This window comes from Nocardioides sp. Leaf374 (genome assembly GCF_916862475.1).
In the GTDB taxonomy this organism is placed as follows: Bacteria; Actinomycetota; Actinomycetes; order Propionibacteriales; family Nocardioidaceae; genus Nocardioides; species Nocardioides kribbensis.
This window is the reverse complement of sequence record NZ_CAKASO010000001.1, coordinates 132,475-148,448: the sequence shown is the minus strand read 5'-3', so window position 1 is coordinate 148,448 and position 15,974 is coordinate 132,475. Positions and strand designations below refer to the sequence as shown.

The following is a 15,974-nucleotide window of genomic DNA, read 5'->3' as shown; positions in this document are numbered from 1 at the left end:
GCTCAGCCGAGCCGCAGGTCGCTGAGGTCGAGCACGAGGTCGGCGCGGGGCGCGGCGGCCTCCACGAGCCGGGCGTTGGGCCCGTCGACCCGCTCGACCCAGGCCCGCGCCTCGGCGGGCGACTTGCCGAACTCCTCGTGACGCGCCACCAGGCGCGCGAGCCGCAGCGGCTCCGCGACGCGCAGGTGCCACACCGCGTCGAGCTGGTCGTGCACCCGGGCCCAGGCCCCGTCGAGCAGCAGGTAGTTGCCCTCCACGACCACGAGGTCGACGCCGCCGGGCACCGGCAGCGCGCCGGCCAGCGGCTGCTCCAGGCCGCGCTCGAAGGCCGGTGCCATCACCAGCGACTCCCGGCCGCGCACCCGGGTCAGCAGCGCCGCGCAGCCCTCGGGGTCGAAGGTCTCCGGCGCGCCCTTGCGTGCGAGGAGCCCGCGGCGCCGCAGCTCGACGTCGGCGAGGTGGAAGCCGTCCATCGGCACGACCGCCGTGCCCGAGCGCGCCGCCAGCAGCGCGGCGAAGGTCGACTTGCCGGCCCCGGGCGCGCCGGTGAGGCCGAGCATCCGCTCCCCGCGCTCGCGCAGGCCCGTCAGCAGCGCGTCGAGGGCGGTGTCGAGGGCGGGTCCGTGGGAGGGCAGCCGGGTGACGCCGGGAGCGCCCGGGGCGTCGGGGCGGCTCGTGGCGCCGGGGCCGGCAGCGGTCGGGTGGGGCACCCGTCGATGATCGCGCAGCGCGGGCGCCGGTGGGCGGATCCGGCGCGGCCGGGGGAGTAAACCCGCTCGCGGTGTTGTTCCCCCACACCTACCCTGGAGGCATATGACCCACGCACACGACCTCACCCTCGACACCGACCTCGAGCCCGACCTCGACTCCGGGCTCGACTCCGGGCTCGACTCCGGGCTCGACTCCGCGCTGGCCGAGACGGCCGACTGGGAGGACCCCGACGTCGAGTCGGGCTACGCCGCCGACGGGCCCGACCCGGAGGACGACCCCACCACGGGCGCCATGGACCTCGCCGAGCGCCACCAGCTGCGCCGCGTGGCCAGCCTGCGCACCGAGCTCGAGGACATCACCGAGGTCGAGTACCGCCAGCTTCGTCTCGAGCGCGTCGTGCTGGTCGGGGTGTGGACCGAGGGCACCACCCAGGACGCCGAGAACTCCATGGCCGAGCTGGCGCTGCTGGCCGAGACCGCGGGCTCGGAGGTCCTCGACGCGATCTACCAGCGTCGCCAGTCGCCCGACCCGGCGACGTACGTCGGTCGCGGCAAGGTGGAGGGCCTCAAGGAGATCGTCGCGGCCACCGGCGCCGACACCGTCATCTGCGACGGTGAGCTGGCCCCCAGCCAGCTGAGGAACCTCGAGGACCGGCTCAAGGTCAAGGTCGTCGACCGCACGGCGCTGATCCTCGACATCTTCGCCCAGCACGCGAAGTCCAAGGAGGGCCAGGCCCAGACCGAGCTGGCCCAGCTCAACTACATGAAGCAGCGCCTGCGCGGCTGGGGTGGCAACCTCTCGCGCCAGGCCGGTGGCCGGGTCGCCGCCGGCGCCGGCATCGGTGGTCGCGGTCCGGGTGAGACCAAGATCGAGACCGACCGCCGCCGCATCAACACCAAGATCGCCAAGCTGCGTCGCGAGCTCAAGGAGATGAAGGGCACCCGCGACACCAAGCGGGCCGACCGCAAGCGCCACCAGATCCCCGCGGTCGCGATCGCCGGCTACACCAACGCCGGCAAGTCCTCCCTGCTCAACCGGCTCACCAGCGCCGGCGTGCTCGTCGAGGACTCCCTCTTCGCCACCCTCGACCCGACCACGCGCCGCACCACCACCTCCGACGGTCGCGTCTACACGATGAGCGACACCGTCGGCTTCGTGCGCCACCTGCCCCACCAGCTGGTCGAGTCCTTCCGCTCCACGCTGGAGGAGGTGGCCGACGCCGACCTGCTGCTCCACGTCGTCGACGGCTCCCACCCCGACCCCGAGGGCCAGCTGGCCGCCGTGCGGGAGGTGCTGGCCGAGATCGACGCCGGCGACGTGCCCGAGCTGGTGGTCATCAACAAGGCCGACGCGGCCGACCCCATGGTCATCGCCCGGCTGCGGGCCCGTGAGCCCCACTCCGTGGTCGTCTCCGCCCGCACCGGCGAGGGCATCGCCGAGGCCCTGGCCGTGATCGAGGCCGAGCTGCCCCACCCGGAGGTCGCCTTCGAGGCGCTGCTGCCCTACGACCGGGGCGACCTGGTCAACCGGCTGCACCAGGAGGGCGAGATCGACAGCATCGAGCACACCGCCGACGGGTCCGTCGTGCGCGGCCGCGCGACCGAGGCGCTGGCCGGCGAGCTCGCGCCCTACCTCCTCGACGCGGGCGTCGGCACCGCCACGATCGGGTAACGACCGGTCCCGATGTGCTGCGCGGCCCCCGGGTCGTGCCGCACCCTGGTCGCGTGGGGATCCTCGGGACGCGCCGTCGGCGCCTGCTCGCCGGCGTGGCCGGGCTCGGAGCCGTCGTGGCGACGCTGCCGCTGTGGCTGGGGGCCGGCGCGACCGGTGAGGGCGCCTCGCGCTGCGAGACCTTCGCCGCGCAGTCGGCCGCCCGCGCCGCGGCCGTCTCCGGCAGCGGCGCGCCAGTGCTCGTCGTGGGTGACTCCTACTCCGCCGGCCTCGGCCTCGACGACCTCACCGCGTCGTGGCCCGCCCGGCTGCCCGGCGAGGTGCACGTGGCGGGCTTCTCCGGCTCCGGCTTCAGCCCCGGTGCCTCCTCCTGCGGCGCCCGGGTCGCCTACGACCGCCGCGCCCCCGAGGCGCTGGCCCGCCTCGCCGCCGACGACCCCGCCGGCGCCGACGACGCCGTCGTGGTGCTCGAGGGCGGCCTCAACGACGTCGACCAGCCCTCGGGCGAGATCGCGGCCGGCTTCGAGCGGCTGCTGGCCGGTCTCGAGGGCCACCGCGTGGTCGTGGTCGGCCCGCCGCTCGCGCCCGAGCGCGCCGCCGCGGTGCCCCGCGTCGACGCGCTGCTGGGCGAGCTGGCCCGCGCCCACGGAGCGGCGTACGTCGCCACCTCGGGGCTCGACCTGACCTACCTGCCCGACCGGCTGCACCTCACGCCCGAGGGCCACCGGGTCTTCGGCGACCACGTCGCCGCGGCGCTCAGCGCAGGCCAGCCAGCCCGGTGAGGTCGGCCAGCACCTCGTCGAGGCGCGCCACCAGCGACAGGTGGCCCTCGTCCTCGAAGAGGTGCGCCCGCGCGCCGGGCACGTGCTCGGCCAGCCACGCGCCGTGGGAGTAGGGGACCATCGCGTCCTCGCGGCCCTGCCAGACCGCCACCGGCACGGTGATCGAGGCCAGGTCGAAGCCCCACGGCGCGACGCAGGCCAGGCCGTCGTCGCGCACCCCGACCACGCCCTGGGCGCCGGCGCGGCGGAAGGTCTCGGCCAGCCACTCGGCGTAGGTGCCGTCGAGGGCCGCCTGGTCGACGGGGGTGAGCAGACCGCCCATGGCCTCGGTGAGGTCGGCGGGGGAGGCCTGGAGCACCGGCAGGAACTCGCGCTCGAGGTAGGCGGCGTAGGCCTCGGGCCCCGCGGCGGCCGCGGTGTACTCCGCGACGTTCTCCGGGGCCATGCCCGCCGACCAGTCGAGCCCTGCGCCGTCGTGCGGCGCCACCCCGGCCAGGGTGGCCGCGGCCCGGCAGCGCCCGGGCAGCAGCGCCGCGGTGGCCAGGGCGCGCGGCCCGCCGCCCGACCAGCCGAGGGTCACCAGCTCGTCGACGCCGAGGTGCTCGAGCAGCTCGACGGCGTCGGCGACGTCGTCGGCCATGCGCGGCGGGCCCTGCTCGGGGCGCCGGGGGCTCGAGCCGCCGTAGCCGGCGCGGGAGAAGGTGATCAGGCGCAGCCCCGCCCGTCGCGCGGCCTCGTCGACGGGGGCGTAGGCGACGGCCGCGCTGGGGGAGCCGGAGTGGTAGAGCCAGGGGAAGCCGTCGGGGTCGCCGCCGGTGAGGTGCTCCAGGGTGCGGCCGTCGGCCAGCGTCAGGGTGTCCGTGAGGGTGTCCACCTCGGCAGCCTAGGTGGTGCGGCACCGGTCCGACCCCGTCCCGACGGGGGTTCTCCACCGCTGCCGCTCGGGGCGCGTCGGGCTGTCGGCGAGCGCGGTTAGGGTTCTCTGGTGCCGCAGACCCCCGCCCCCAGCCAGACCGCCCCCGCGGCGCCCGCCGCGAGCCCCGGCGACGCCCGCGCGGTCACCCGGGTGCTCTCGGCGGCCGTGGCCGCGCTCGGCGGGCAGGAGCGGGCGGGCCAGGTGCAGATGGCCGAGGCCGTCTCGCGCGCGCTGGAGTCGGAGGAGCACCTGCTCGTCCAGGCCGGCACCGGCACGGGCAAGTCGCTGGGCTACCTCGTGCCCTCCCTGGTCCACGACGGCCGGGTGGTCGTCGCCACCGCCACCCTGGCCCTCCAGCACCAGCTCGTGGAGCGCGACCTGCCCCGCCTGGTCGAGGCGGTCAAGGACCAGCCCGGCGTCGACACCTCCTACGCCGTGCTCAAGGGCCGCTCCAACTACGCCTGCCTCCACCGCATCCGCGAGGGGGTGCCCGACGACCAGGGCGCGCTGGTGCAGATGCCCGAGGGCTCGATGGGCCAGAAGGTCCTCGAGCTGCGGGCCTGGGCCGAGGAGGAGGCCGAGCAGGGCGGGTCGGGCGAGCGCGACGCCGCGCCGCGCCACACCGACCGCGAGTGGCGCCAGGTCAGCGTGGGCCACCGTGACTGCCTGGGCGCCAGCAAGTGCCCCTTCGGCCAGGAGTGCTTCGTCGAGCTCGCGCGCGAGAAGGCCCAGCGCTCCCACCTCATCGTCACCAACCACTCGCTGCTGGCCATCGACGCCATCGAGGGCGTGCCGATGATCCCCGACTACGACGCGGTGGTCATCGACGAGGCCCACGAGCTCACCGCCCGGGTCACCCAGGCCGCCACCGACGAGCTGGCCGTCGGCGACGTCGAGCGCGCCGCGCGCCGCTCCCAGCGCTGGGTCGACGGCAGCGAGGCCGACGACCTCGCCGACGCCGCCGGCGCGCTGCGCGACGCCATGGACGCCGCCACCCCGGGGCGCTTCGAGCAGCTGCCGCAGCAGCTCGGCGACGCCCTCGAGCTGGTGCGCGACGCCGCGCGCACCTGCCTGTCGGCCTACCCCCGCGAGCAGAAGGAGGCCGGCGAGGGCGGCGACGCCGGGCGCGCGCAGGCCCGCGGCTCGGTGCAGGAGGTCTTCACCACCGCCGAGCGGATGGCGGGTCTCTCCGAGCACGACGTGCTCTGGCTCAACGAGGGCGGCCAGGCCGGGGCCTCGCGCATCCCCCCGCGGCTCCACGTCGCGCCGCTGCAGGTGTGGGGCCCGATGCGCGACAAGCTGCTCTCGGAGAAGACAGTGGTCTTCACCAGCGCCACCCTCATGCTCGGCGGCGACTTCGCCAACGTCGCGACCGGCGTGGGCCTCAAGCCCTCCGAGCGCGTCGACGTCGGCAGCGACGTCACCGGCTCGGGGGCGCTGCCCTGGCGCGGGATCGACGTCGGCAGCCCCTTCGACTACGGCCAGCAGGCGATCCTCTACGTCGCCCGCCACCTGCCGCCCCCGGGGCGCGACGGGCTCGCTAAGGCCCAGCTCGACGAGATCGTCGACCTCGTCGACGCCGCCGACGGCCGCACCCTCGGGCTCTTCTCCAGCCGCCGGGCCGCCGAGGCCGCGGCCGAGGCGGTGCGCGAGCGGCTGCCGCACCTGACCACGCTGGCGCAGGGCGACGCTCAGCTGCCCGAGCTGGCCAAGCAGTTCGTCTCCGACCCCCACACCTGCCTCTTCGGCACGCTCACGCTGTGGCAGGGCCTCGACGTGCCCGGCGAGACCTGCCAGCTCGTGCTCATCGACCGGATCCCCTTCCCGCGGCCCGACGACCCGCTGATGAGCGCCCGGCAGCGCGCCGCCGACAAGGCCGGCGGCAACGGCTTCATGCAGGTCGCCGCCACCCACGCCGCCCTGCTCATGGCCCAGGGCGCCGGCCGGCTGATCCGCACCACCAGCGACCGCGGCGTCGTGGCCGTGCTCGACCCCCGGCTGGCCACCGCCCGCTACGGCGGCTTCCTCAAGGCCAGCCTGCCGCCGATGTGGACCACGACCGACCCGGCCGTGGTCCGCAAGGCCCTCGCGCGCCTCGCCGCCGGCTGAGGGCTCAGACCCGGGCGCGACCCTCGTAGAGCGCCGCGCCCGACGGCAGTCCGAAGAACGACGCCACGGTGGGGGCCACGTCGAGGGTGCGGGCGTGGGCCGAGGACGTCTTCCCCCGCGGCACCCGCGGGTGGCCGCCGGCGAGGAAGAACGGGATGGCCCGGGTGGCCGGGTGCCCGTGGTTGCCGGGGATCGGGTTCGAGGTCAGCGGGTCGGGGTCGCTGAAGCGCCACCCCGCCCGGCAGAAGACCACGACGTCGCCGGCCTCGGGGCCCAGGCGCAGCCACCCGGCGCGGCGGTCCCACGCCTTCAGCACGCCCTCGGCCTCCTCCGCGATCGCGCGGATGCGGCGTACGGCCTCGGCGCGCCGGCTCGACGGACCGGTCCAGTAGACGAGGTCGGCGCCGCCGTTGTCGGCGATGACGACGTTGCCGGCGAGGAGGGGGTCGGCCTCGAGCGGGGCCTGCAGCGAGACGACCTGGGTGGGCAGCGACCAGTCCATCGAGTGGTCGGCGAGCACGACGAGCATCGAGTGCTCCCAGCGGCCCGAGCTCTTGAGCTCCTCGACGAACCGACCGACCAGGGCGTCGGTGGCCGCCAGTGCGGTGCGGCGCGCGAGCTGGAGGGTCGTGCCGGTGAGGTCGGAGTGGCCGAAGCGGTCGATGTCGCCGAGGTTGACGAAGACCAGGTGCGGGTCGAACTCCTCCAGCATCGCGAGCGTGGCCTGCATGGTGAAGACGTCGGGGGCGTAGCCGGCCACCGGGATGATCGGCATCGGCTCCCAGCGGTGGGTGGCGCGCTCGCCGAAGACGCCGTAGAGGTACTCCTTCGACAGCACCGTGCCCGTGCGCAGGCCGCGGCGGTTGAGCCGCTCGATCACCGTCGGCACCTTGATGTCGCTGGCGCGGTCCATGTCGCGGATCGCGCCGAGCTCGCGGTCGAGGATCGCGTTGGCCGGCACGCCGGTGCGGTCGGGGCGCTGGCCGGTCATCATCATCACGTGGTTGGGGATGGTCTCCATGACCGGCATGGAGGAGGCGCGCGGGAAGCGCAGTCCGCCGCCGCGCAGGGCGTGGAGGTTCGGGGTCAGGCCGCTGTCGATCTCCTCGGGCCGGCAGCCGTCGACGACGAGCACGTAGGCCCGCCTGCGGGTGTCGGCCCCGCCGGCGGCCCGGGCGGCCTGCGTGCCGGCGAGGGTGGAGAAGAGCAGTCCGGCGGCGCCGGCCGTGATCGCCGTACGCCGACCGGTGCGCAGCTCGCCGAGGCCGCGGGCGAAGGGGCGCTCCTCGCGGCTGTCGTGGTGGCCGGCGTGGGGGGTGGGCGTGCACATCAGGCGTCACCCCCGACGGGGGCGTCGACCTGCTCGATCCGGCTGGTGCCGGCGGCGGTGGCGAAGGAGACCGACCACGTGATCGCGGTGTCGCGGTCGTCGCGGGCCCCGATGACGTACCAGTCCATCTGGGCGCGGGCGGGGGTGACGTCGAGGACCGAGAAGCCGTGGTCGTCGAAGTCGAGGTACTTGATGTGGCGGTTGTTGGCCAGGATGACCTGCTCGACCAGGGTGGAGGTGGTGTCCGGCGGGGTGCCGGTGATGTCCTTGAGGTTGTTGGAGGTCACCGAGGTGCACACGAACTCCACGCCCAGGGAGTCGCCGACCACCGGGTAGGTGGAGGTGTCGAGCGGCAGCTCGCAGGCCCAGGCGGAGTGGATGTCGCCGGTGAGGAACACGGTGTCCTTCACCTGGTGGTCGTCGAGGTGGGTCAGCACCTCGCGGCGGTCGGCGGTGTAGCCGTCCCACTGGTCGACGTTGTAGGGCGCACCGTCGCCGGGCAGCAGCCCCGTCACGTCGTTGACCGGCTGGACCAGCGCGTCGGGCAGGTCGGCGAAGGTGACCGGCGCGATCATCACGGGGTTGCCCACCACCTTCCACTGCGGCTGGTGGTCGCGGCTGAGGGAGTCCTTGAGCCAGGCCATCTGGCGCGCGCCGGTGAGGGTGCGGTCGGGGTCGCTCACGGCCGGGTCGACGGCCGGGGTGGCCACCTGCTGGTCGCGGTAGGTGCGCAGGTCGAGCATGCTGATCTCCAGCAGCGTGCCGAAGCGCAGCCGCCGGAAGAGCCGGGCGCCGTCGCCCAGCGCGGCCGTGCCGTCCATGCGCACGGGCATCCACTCGTCGTAGGCGCGGTGGGCGCGGGCGCGCCGGCGCCGGTAGTCGCCCTCACCGCCCTCGCCGGTGCCGGGGGTGTGGTTCTCCGCCCCGCCCCGCCACTGGTCGTTGGTGACCTCGTGGTCGTCCCAGGTGACGATCCAGGCGTAGCGGGCGTGGGCGTCCTGGAGGTCGGGGTCCTGCTTGTACTGCGCGTGGCGCTGGCGGTAGTCGGCCAGCGAGACCATCTCGTGGTCGGGCACGTGGCGGCGCACGTCGACGTTGTCGGCGCCCATGCCGTACTCGCCGGGACCGTACTCGTAGAGGTAGTCGCCGAGGTGGACGATCGCGTGCAGGTCCTCGCGCGCGGCGAGCCCGCGGTAGGCGGAGAAGAACCCGGCCTGGAGGTTGGCGCACGACACCACGCCGAAGCGGAGGTGGTCGGGGGAGGCCTGGGGCGCGGGGGCGGTGCGGGTGCGACCGGTGCGACTGGCCTGGCCGTCGAGGCGGAAGCGGTAGTAGTACTCGGTCGACGGGCGCAGGCCGGTGGCGTCGACCTTGACGGTGTGGTCGCGGCTGGGCCCGGTGCGCACGCGACCGCGGCGCACCACGCGGCGGAAGCGGGGGTCGGTGGCGACCTCCCAGACCACCTCGACGGAGGGTCCCCGGCCCGATCCGGGGGTGCTGCCCGGGGTCGGGGTGACCCGGGTCCACAGCACCACGGCGTCGGGCAGCGGGTCGCCGGAGGCCACCCCGTGGCGGAAGACGCGGGCGCGGCGGGCCGCGGGCCGCGAGGGGGCCGCGGTGGCGCGGTCGGCGCCGACGCGCAGGCCGAGGGCGCCGACGCCGACCGCACCCCCGGCCAGGACCGTACGCCGGCGCGGGGCCGGAGCGGTCGCGGTCGGGCCGGCCGGGCCGGTCGGGCCGGTGTCGCGGGAGGGCTGCGGGGCGGTGTCGCTCGTGGTCACGACGCGTTCAACGACGCGGCGGCGGCGCCGTGACGGCCTTGCCGCGACCCGCACCGATCGTTCACCTGCCGGGCGCGGTCCCGTCACCCGGCAGGGACGACCCGCCCGGTGAGGGTGGAGCGGAGGCCGTCGTCGACCGGGCGACCACCGCAGGGCCACGTGCTCGTCCCGCCGTTGCTGCAGTTGCGGTAGCGGGTGCTGGCGTTGACCAGCGTGACCTCGACGTAGGAGGTGCGGGCCGAGGAGAAGCCGACCCGGGTGGCGGCGTCACCGGCGCGGTCCAGCCGCAGGACCCGGGTCGAGGGCGTGCCGGAGGTGGGCACGACGGTGACGACCGCCGCGGAGCCCCGCGTCGGGGACGGCAGGTCGAGGGACAGCCGCAGCCGCCAGCCGCCCCCGAGGCCGGCACCCGGGGTGAAGCGCTGGCTGGCGCTGCTGAGGTGGTCGAGGTAGACCTGCTGGGCGCCCACGGAGCGCTTCGAGCCCGTCAGGGTCGTGCGCTTCCACAGGGGGGCCTTGGGGTAGGACTGCGCCCTGCCCTCGGCGTAGGCGCGGCCGGGGCGCAGGTTGGCGTCGGCGAAGCGGGCGAAGGACTCGCTCAGGGACACGTCGTGCTGGCGGCGCAGCACCTGCTCGACGGCCTGGGTGGAGTACTCGTCACGGTCGCCGGCGGCGGCGCCGGCGCGCTCCCAGATCTTGCGCACCAGCACGGGCAGTCCGCCGACCGCGGCGGGGTGGCGCTCGGTGAGGTGGCGGAAGAAGATCCAGTCGCCGTAGACCGCGAGGTCCTCGTCGCGGTCCATCGACTGCCGCGGGTGGGAGAGCGGGCTGTCGGCGAGGTACTGCACGTTGTCGTTCACCGAGTCGAAGAGCTCGTCCTCGGCCCAGGTGGCGGTGGCCTCGATGAGCCAGCCGTCCTCGCCGGCGTCGTAGGCGTACTGGACGGCGTGGAAGTACTCGTGCGCCGCGGTCACCTGGAGGTTCTCGGTCGGCAGGTTCGTGGGGAACTGCCCGGTGCGGTAGTCGTTGTCGAGCACGCAGTAGGCGGGCACGGCGCGCGCGTCGTCGGGCACGTCGTCGTCGGAGGTGCAGTAGCCGTAGAAGCTCATGCTGCCGACGTCGCCGAGGTAGACGTCGGTGCGGGCGTCGCCGCCCTTGGCGCCGTCGGGCAGCGGCGTGCGGTAGCCCGCGCCGGCGTAGGTGTCGTGCACGTCCTGCAGCGTCGAGAGCGCGAAGTCGACGTAGTCGGGGACCCCGTTGCTCGCGCCGCCGTCACCGTCGCCGTCGTCCTTGGCGGAGACGTTGTTGCCCCTGCTCTGGTCGGTGCCGTCCGTGACGTAGTGCACGCAGAGGTCGTCGGTGCAGATGCGCTGCACGGCGTCGCCCTCGTAGTCGAGGTAGCCGTCACCGCGCCTGTCGGTCGGCCGGGCGAGGTAGGCCGCGGCCTCCGCGCGGTCGGCGGGGGAGAGGGCGTCCATGCTCAGCGCGAGGTCGCGCAGCGCCCCCGTGAGGTCGGCCTCGCCGGCCTGCGTGAGGGTCTGCTGGGCCTCCGCGGGGCTGGTCGCCGGGTCGACCAGCGTCTCGACCACTGCGAGGGCCGCGAGGGCGTGCTCGTCCGGCGTCTCGGTCCCGTCCACACCGGGCAGCCCAGGGAGCCCGGGGACCTCGGGCAGGTCGACCTGGGGGGCGGCCACGGCCGTGCCGGGCAGGGCCGAGACCGTCAGGGTCGAGACGGACAGGGCGCCCGCGAGGAGCAGGGCGGACAGGGGACGAAGGCGCACGTCGGGCACTCCAGTGGGTCGAGGGTTCCGGCTCTCGCTCCAGGCTCTCACGGGTCGCCGACACGCACGCCGGCCCGTCCTCCGCGGGGAGGACGGGCCGGCCCCGGGGTGTCCCGGGTGGGTGCGGCGGCGGGCTAGACGCTGCGCAGGACCGCGGTGACGACGCCCAGGATCGTGGCGTGGGTGCCGTCGATCGGGTCGTAGGCCTCGTTGTGCGGCAGCAGCCAGACCTGGCCGTTCTTGCGCTGCAGGGTCTTCACCGTCGCCTCGCCGTCGATGAGGGCGGCGACGATGGTGCCGTTGTCGGCGGTCTGCTCCTTGCGGATGACGACGTAGTCGCCGCTGCAGATCGCCGCGTCGATCATCGAGTCGCCCACGACCTCGAGCAGGAAGAGCTGCCCCTCGCCGACGAGCTGCTTGGGCAGGGGGAAGACGTCCTGCACCTGCTCCTCGGCCAGGATCGGGCCGCCGGCCGCGATCCGGCCGACGACCGGGACGTAGGTGGCGGCCGGCACGGAGTCGCCGACACCGGTCTCGTCGTAACCGCTCTCCTCGGCCGCCGAGATCGACCGGCGGGCGGCCATCACCTCGGGCAGGAAGACCTCCAGCGCCCGGGGCCGGTTGGGGTCGCGCTTGAGGAAGCCCTTCTCCTCGAGCACCTTGAGCTGGTGGGCGACGCTCGAGGTGCTGGTGAGGCCGACAGCGTTGCCGATCTCGCGCATGCTCGGCGGGTAGCCGCGCTTCTCGATCGCGTCGCGGATGGTGGCCAGCACCCGCAGCTGCCGCGGGGTGAGGCCGGTGGCGTCGGGTGCACCGTCGGGCAGCTCGGTCACCGTGCCGTCCGCCGTGCCGTCGGTCGGGCCCTCCGTGGGACCGCCCCCGGTCCGCCCCCGGGTGTCCTTGGTCGCCATCGTCTGCCTCTCCGCTGGTCGGTGCCACCGATCGGTGTCGCTGGTCGCCCGGTCGGGCGACGTGCTCACCATGCCAGGAGGCTCCGAGGGTTTCAAACACCTGTTCGAACGGCGTGTCGGACCGTTCGCGACGCCCAAGGCCCGCGGGTCCGGGCCTCCCTGCCGGACGGGCGGTCGAACAGATGTTCGTCCGACCCCTTGTGCTGTTCGAACGCGTGATCTAACGTCGTACACATGTTCGATCGAACGTGTGGTCGATCCGGTGCTCGACGGCGGTCCTCCAGGACTGTCGGTGGTCACCACTAGACATCACTTCGTCCACCTCGAGCTCCACCCCACGGCTGACCGCCCCCTTCCCCAGGAGGTCCCCATGAGCACCACGATCCAGCACCCCGCCGCATCCCGTGTCGCCACGCACCACGTGCGGCTGACCCGGCGTGGGCGACTCGTGGTGTTCACGCTCTCGCTCCTGGCCATCCTCGCCGTCGGCGTGTGGTTGGCCGCCGGGTCGGTGGCCACCTCCCAGGCGCAGCCCACCGAGGTGATCGTGGTCGGCACCGGCGAGACGCTGTGGGACATCGCGGCCGACGTCGCCGACGACGGTGACGTGCGCTCGACGATCGTCGAGATCCAGCAGCTCAACGACCTCGACGGCGGCATGGTCGCCGCGGGCCAGCGTCTGCGCATCCCGCTGGCGTGACCTCGGGCGCCGTCGTCGGCGCCCCCATCGACATCACCGGTCGCTTCGACCCCGGCCGGTGAGCAGCGGGGAAGGTGCAGGAGGGCGGGCCCCACCGGGCCCGCCCTCCTCTGCCGTCCAGGGGTGCTGCCAGCCGGTCAGCGCGCCGCGCGGCGTCCGCCGGGCGGGCGCGGCGCGGTCGGCTCGAGGTCCTCGCCGTCGCCGTCCGGGGCGGCGCCGGTCGGTGTGCTGGTGATGCCGAGCTCGCGGAGCAGGCGTGCCACCAGCAGGAGGCCGACGAAGAGACACGCCACGGCCCCGACCGAGGCCAGGGCGAGGAACGCCCAGGAGCCGGAGTCGCCGTCGCGGGCAGTGGTGCCGAAGTCGATCGCGGCGTAGACGAGGTAGCCCCAGGCCACGACGGCCGCCGTCACGGCCAGGGCCAGCGCCAGCAGGCGCGGGCGCAGCTGGCGGGGCGGCCGGGTGCCCTTGCGCGAGCCTGCTCGCTTGCCCGCTGTCGCCACGGGCTCATTCTGTCCGATCGTCCGTGAGTTCGCAGCGCGACACCACCATCGCGTCGCGCCCGTCGACCCGGTGCCCTGACCCGGTGGCTGGACCCGGTGGCTGGCACGGTGGGGGCATGGAGGTCCTCCCCGACATCGTGGCCGCGGAGCCGGCGATCGTGTTCTGCGGCCTGGCCGGCGCCGACTCGACCCGCACCCGGGAGCACTACTACGACTCGCCCGGCAACTCCTTCTGGGAGTCGGTGCACCTGTCCGGTCTCTCGCCGCGTCGGTTGCGGCCGGAGGAGGACCGTGAGGTGGCCGCCCTCGGTCTCGGCCTCACCGACCTGGTCGGCCACTGGGACCCGCGGTGGGTCGAGGTCGACGAGCTCGTCGCCAAGGTGGGGCGCTGGCGGCCCGACTGGCTGGCCTTCACCAGCAAGGGTGTCGCCCACGAGGCCGCGCGTGCGCTGGGTCGACGCGCGCACCCCCGTCTCGGCGCCCACGACTGGTACGTCGGGACCGCGCAGGTCTTCGTGCTGCCCGGGACGAGCGGGGCCAACCATCGTCGGGACTACGACGGTCGGCCCACGCGCGTCGCGTGGTGGCGCGAGCTGGCCCAGCTGGCCGGTCGCGCCTGAGTCCTCAGTTGACGGTGAGCACCATCCGGAAGCGCGCGTCGCCGGCCATCATCCGGGCGTAGGCCTCGTTGGCCTGCTCCAGCGGCATGGTCTCGATCTGCGCCTCGACGCCGGTGAGGGCGCTGAAGTTCAGGGTGTCCTCGCTGTCGGCCGCGGTGCCCGAGGCGTGACCGGCCACGGAGCCGTTGATCGGGATGAGGGCGGCGGCCGGCACGGGGATGGGCTGCTCGGCCGCGCCGACCACGACCAGCTCGCCGTCGACGCCCAGGCCGGGGATGGTGGAGGCGACGGCCTCGCCGTTGGTGACAGTGGAGAGCACGACGCGGGCGCCGCCGAGCTTGGCCAGCTCCTCGCCGGGGTCGGTGGCGGTGGAGTCGATGTAGGTGTGCGCGCCCAGGCCCAGGGCGAGGTCGGCCTTCTCGGTGCCGCGGGCGATGGCGGCGACGCGGAAGCCCATCTTGGCGGCGTACTGCACGCCGAGGTGGCCCAGGCCGCCGACGCCGAGCACGGCGACCAGGTCGCCGGGGCGCGCGCCCGTGCGGCGCAGGCCGTTGTAGGTCGTGACGCCCGCGCACATCAGGGGGGCGGCGAGCTCGGGGGCGAGCTCCTCGGGCATGGCGGCCATGGCCGCGGCGGGCACCAGCACGTAGTCGGCGTAACCGCCGTCGCGCTGGACGCCGGGGATCTGGGTGTTCTCGCAGGCGATCAGTGCGCCCATCCGGCAGGGGCGGCACCAGCCGCAGGCTCCGCCGTACCAGCCGACGCCGACGCGCTGGCCCTCGCGCCAGCCCTGCACGCCCTCGCCCAGGCTGTGCACGGAGCCGGCGACCTCGTGGCCGGGCACCACGGGGAAGCTGACGCCGGGGTAGACGCCCTCGCGGGCGAACATGTCGCTGTGGCAGACGCCGCAGGCGGCGACCTTCACCACGGCCTCGCCGGGTCCCGGGGTCGGCACCGGGCGCTCCTCGAGGGTGAACTCCTGGCTCTTGGCCTTGACCACCATGGCTCGCATCGTCTCGCTCATGGCTCGGACGCTAGGCCGAGCGGGGCACCGACCGGCTCACCCCATGCGGCAGGACGGGGAGCCCGTCGAGCCCGTGGAGCCGCGACACGCCCGGACCGCGGTCGGTACGGACCACCGTGCGGTCACCCTCGCACCCCGCTGACCTGCGGGTTTGGCGGAGCCCCCGACGCGACTCGGCGGGACACGCCGAACAGGTTGCGCGGTGTGCGCGACGGGCGTACGGTTCCCCTACATCTAGTACTTACACGGATGTAGTTATCCACATCTAGTGCACAGCGCCAGGGTGGATGGTTCACAAGAGGCCCGGTGTTCTCCACATGACCGGCCGCTTTATCCACAGCTCCTGGCCACCCGACGAGGGTGTCACAGGCGCGCCGCCACGCTCCCGCAGCCGTCCCGCACCGTCCGTTCGACCCGTCCGAGAGGAGACCTGTCGTGCACTGCCCGTTCTGCCACCACGCCGACACCAAGGTCCTCGACTCGCGGGTCGGCGACGACGGCGGCTCGGTGCGCCGGCGTCGGCAGTGCCTGGCGTGCAAGGAGCGGTTCACCACCGTCGAGCTCATGCCGCTCGCCGTGGTGAAGCGCTCCGGCGCGACCGAGCCGTTCCACCGCGAGAAGGCCGTCGCCGGTGCCCGCAAGGCCTGCAAGGGCCGGCCGGTCACCGAGGACGACCTGGCCTGCCTCGGCCAGGCCGTCGAGGACGCCCTGCGCGGCCTCGGCCAGGCCGAGGTGCCCGCCCACGAGGTGGGGCTGGCCATCCTCGCGCCGCTGCGGGAGCTCGACGAGGTGGCCTACCTCCGCTTCGCCAGCGTCTACAAGGCCTTCGAGTCCGCCGAGGACTTCGAGGCCGAGATCGCCCAGCTGCGCACCCACCGCGCCGAGCAGCTCACCGAGCTGGTCGAGGGGCGCGACCCCCAGCCCACCACGGGCTGACCCAGACCGCCCGGCAGGCAGTGGGGAAGCTGCCTGCCGGGCGCACCACCTCCTCCCCACCGGACCGACCCCCACGCCGGTCCGCCCGCCGAGTGTCGGTGGTCAGCGCGACCATCGACACGAGCCCGACCACGCACCACACGACCAGCACGCGACACAGCCAATACGCGACACAGCCAGCACGCGACACAGGGAGAGC

The 15,974-nt window shown here is 74.5% G+C and carries 14 protein-coding genes; 6 read left to right on the top strand and 8 right to left on the bottom strand.

Going from position 1 to position 15,974, the window contains the following annotated elements:
- Positions 1 to 2 precede the first annotated feature (2 nt).
- Positions 3 to 710: a nucleoside/nucleotide kinase family protein gene (locus tag LPA27_RS00755; protein ID WP_228941147.1), complete on the bottom strand. Its 708-nt coding sequence runs from the start codon at positions 708 to 710 to the stop codon at positions 3 to 5.
- A gap of 292 nt (positions 711 to 1,002) precedes the next feature.
- On the opposite strand from LPA27_RS00755, the gene hflX reads away from it, so the two are divergent.
- Positions 1,003 to 2,382, top strand: coding sequence for a GTPase HflX (hflX, locus tag LPA27_RS00750; RefSeq protein WP_228941191.1), 1,380 nt, complete (start codon positions 1,003 to 1,005; stop codon positions 2,380 to 2,382).
- A gap of 53 nt (positions 2,383 to 2,435) precedes the next feature.
- The gene (locus tag LPA27_RS00745) at positions 2,436 to 3,164 is read left to right on the top strand and encodes an SGNH/GDSL hydrolase family protein (RefSeq protein ID WP_228941146.1); all 729 of its coding nucleotides are present in this window, start codon (positions 2,436 to 2,438) and stop codon (positions 3,162 to 3,164) included.
- Here LPA27_RS00745 and LPA27_RS00740 read toward each other — a convergent pair.
- On the bottom strand, positions 3,139 to 4,038 hold the full coding sequence (locus tag LPA27_RS00740) for an alpha/beta fold hydrolase (protein WP_228941145.1): 900 nt from the start codon (positions 4,036 to 4,038) through the stop codon (positions 3,139 to 3,141). The two genes, LPA27_RS00745 and LPA27_RS00740, sit on opposite strands and share 26 nt — an antisense overlap.
- 108 nt (positions 4,039 to 4,146) lie before the next feature.
- Between LPA27_RS00740 and LPA27_RS00735 the strand changes: the two genes are divergently transcribed.
- The gene (locus LPA27_RS00735; RefSeq protein WP_416383221.1) at positions 4,147 to 6,189 is read left to right on the top strand and encodes an ATP-dependent DNA helicase; all 2,043 of its coding nucleotides are present in this window, start codon (positions 4,147 to 4,149) and stop codon (positions 6,187 to 6,189) included.
- 4 nt (positions 6,190 to 6,193) lie between these two features.
- Here the strand turns inward: LPA27_RS00735 and LPA27_RS00730 are convergent, their stop codons facing one another.
- The 4 genes from LPA27_RS00730 to lexA all read right to left on the bottom strand — a co-directional run bounded on the left by LPA27_RS00730 (position 6,194) and on the right by lexA (position 11,992).
- Positions 6,194 to 7,519, bottom strand: a complete 1,326-nt coding sequence (locus LPA27_RS00730; RefSeq protein WP_228941144.1) for an alkaline phosphatase family protein — start codon at positions 7,517 to 7,519, stop codon at positions 6,194 to 6,196.
- Positions 7,519 to 9,300 carry an alkaline phosphatase D family protein gene (locus LPA27_RS00725; RefSeq protein WP_228941143.1) on the bottom strand — a complete coding sequence of 594 codons (1,782 nt, stop codon included), beginning with the start codon at positions 9,298 to 9,300 and terminating at the stop codon, positions 7,519 to 7,521. The genes LPA27_RS00730 and LPA27_RS00725 overlap by 1 nt, the downstream gene beginning before the upstream one ends.
- An 83-nt stretch (positions 9,301 to 9,383) precedes the next feature.
- Positions 9,384 to 11,081: an MXAN_6640 family putative metalloprotease gene (locus tag LPA27_RS00720; protein WP_228941142.1), complete on the bottom strand. Its 1,698-nt coding sequence runs from the start codon at positions 11,079 to 11,081 to the stop codon at positions 9,384 to 9,386.
- Positions 11,082 to 11,215: 134 nt separating this feature from the next.
- A complete protein-coding gene (gene lexA, locus LPA27_RS00715) occupies positions 11,216 to 11,992 on the bottom strand; it encodes a transcriptional repressor LexA (RefSeq protein ID WP_228941141.1) in 777 nt (258 codons plus the stop codon).
- Positions 11,993 to 12,362: 370 nt separating this feature from the next.
- Here lexA and LPA27_RS00710 point away from each other — a divergent pair, with 370 nt between their 5' ends.
- Entirely contained in the window at positions 12,363 to 12,692 is a 330-nt protein-coding gene (locus LPA27_RS00710) for a LysM peptidoglycan-binding domain-containing protein (protein ID WP_228941140.1), read from the top strand.
- A 137-nt stretch (positions 12,693 to 12,829) separates the two neighbouring features.
- Here the strand turns inward: LPA27_RS00710 and LPA27_RS00705 are convergent, their stop codons facing one another.
- A complete protein-coding gene (locus LPA27_RS00705) occupies positions 12,830 to 13,195 on the bottom strand; it encodes a hypothetical protein (protein WP_228941139.1) in 366 nt (121 codons plus the stop codon).
- Between the two features lie 116 nt (positions 13,196 to 13,311).
- On the opposite strand from LPA27_RS00705, the gene LPA27_RS00700 reads away from it, so the two are divergent.
- Positions 13,312 to 13,815 carry a mismatch-specific DNA-glycosylase gene (locus LPA27_RS00700; RefSeq protein ID WP_228941138.1) on the top strand — a complete coding sequence of 168 codons (504 nt, stop codon included), beginning with the start codon at positions 13,312 to 13,314 and terminating at the stop codon, positions 13,813 to 13,815.
- Positions 13,816 to 13,819: 4 nt separating this feature from the next.
- Here LPA27_RS00700 and LPA27_RS00695 read toward each other — a convergent pair whose 3' ends face one another.
- Positions 13,820 to 14,839, bottom strand: a complete 1,020-nt coding sequence (locus LPA27_RS00695; protein ID WP_228941137.1) for an alcohol dehydrogenase catalytic domain-containing protein — start codon at positions 14,837 to 14,839, stop codon at positions 13,820 to 13,822.
- A gap of 435 nt (positions 14,840 to 15,274) precedes the next feature.
- Here LPA27_RS00695 and nrdR point away from each other — a divergent pair, with 435 nt between their 5' ends.
- On the top strand, positions 15,275 to 15,775 hold the full coding sequence (gene nrdR / locus LPA27_RS00690) for a transcriptional regulator NrdR (protein ID WP_056904883.1): 501 nt from the start codon (positions 15,275 to 15,277) through the stop codon (positions 15,773 to 15,775).
- Positions 15,776 to 15,974: the final 199 nt, after the last annotated feature.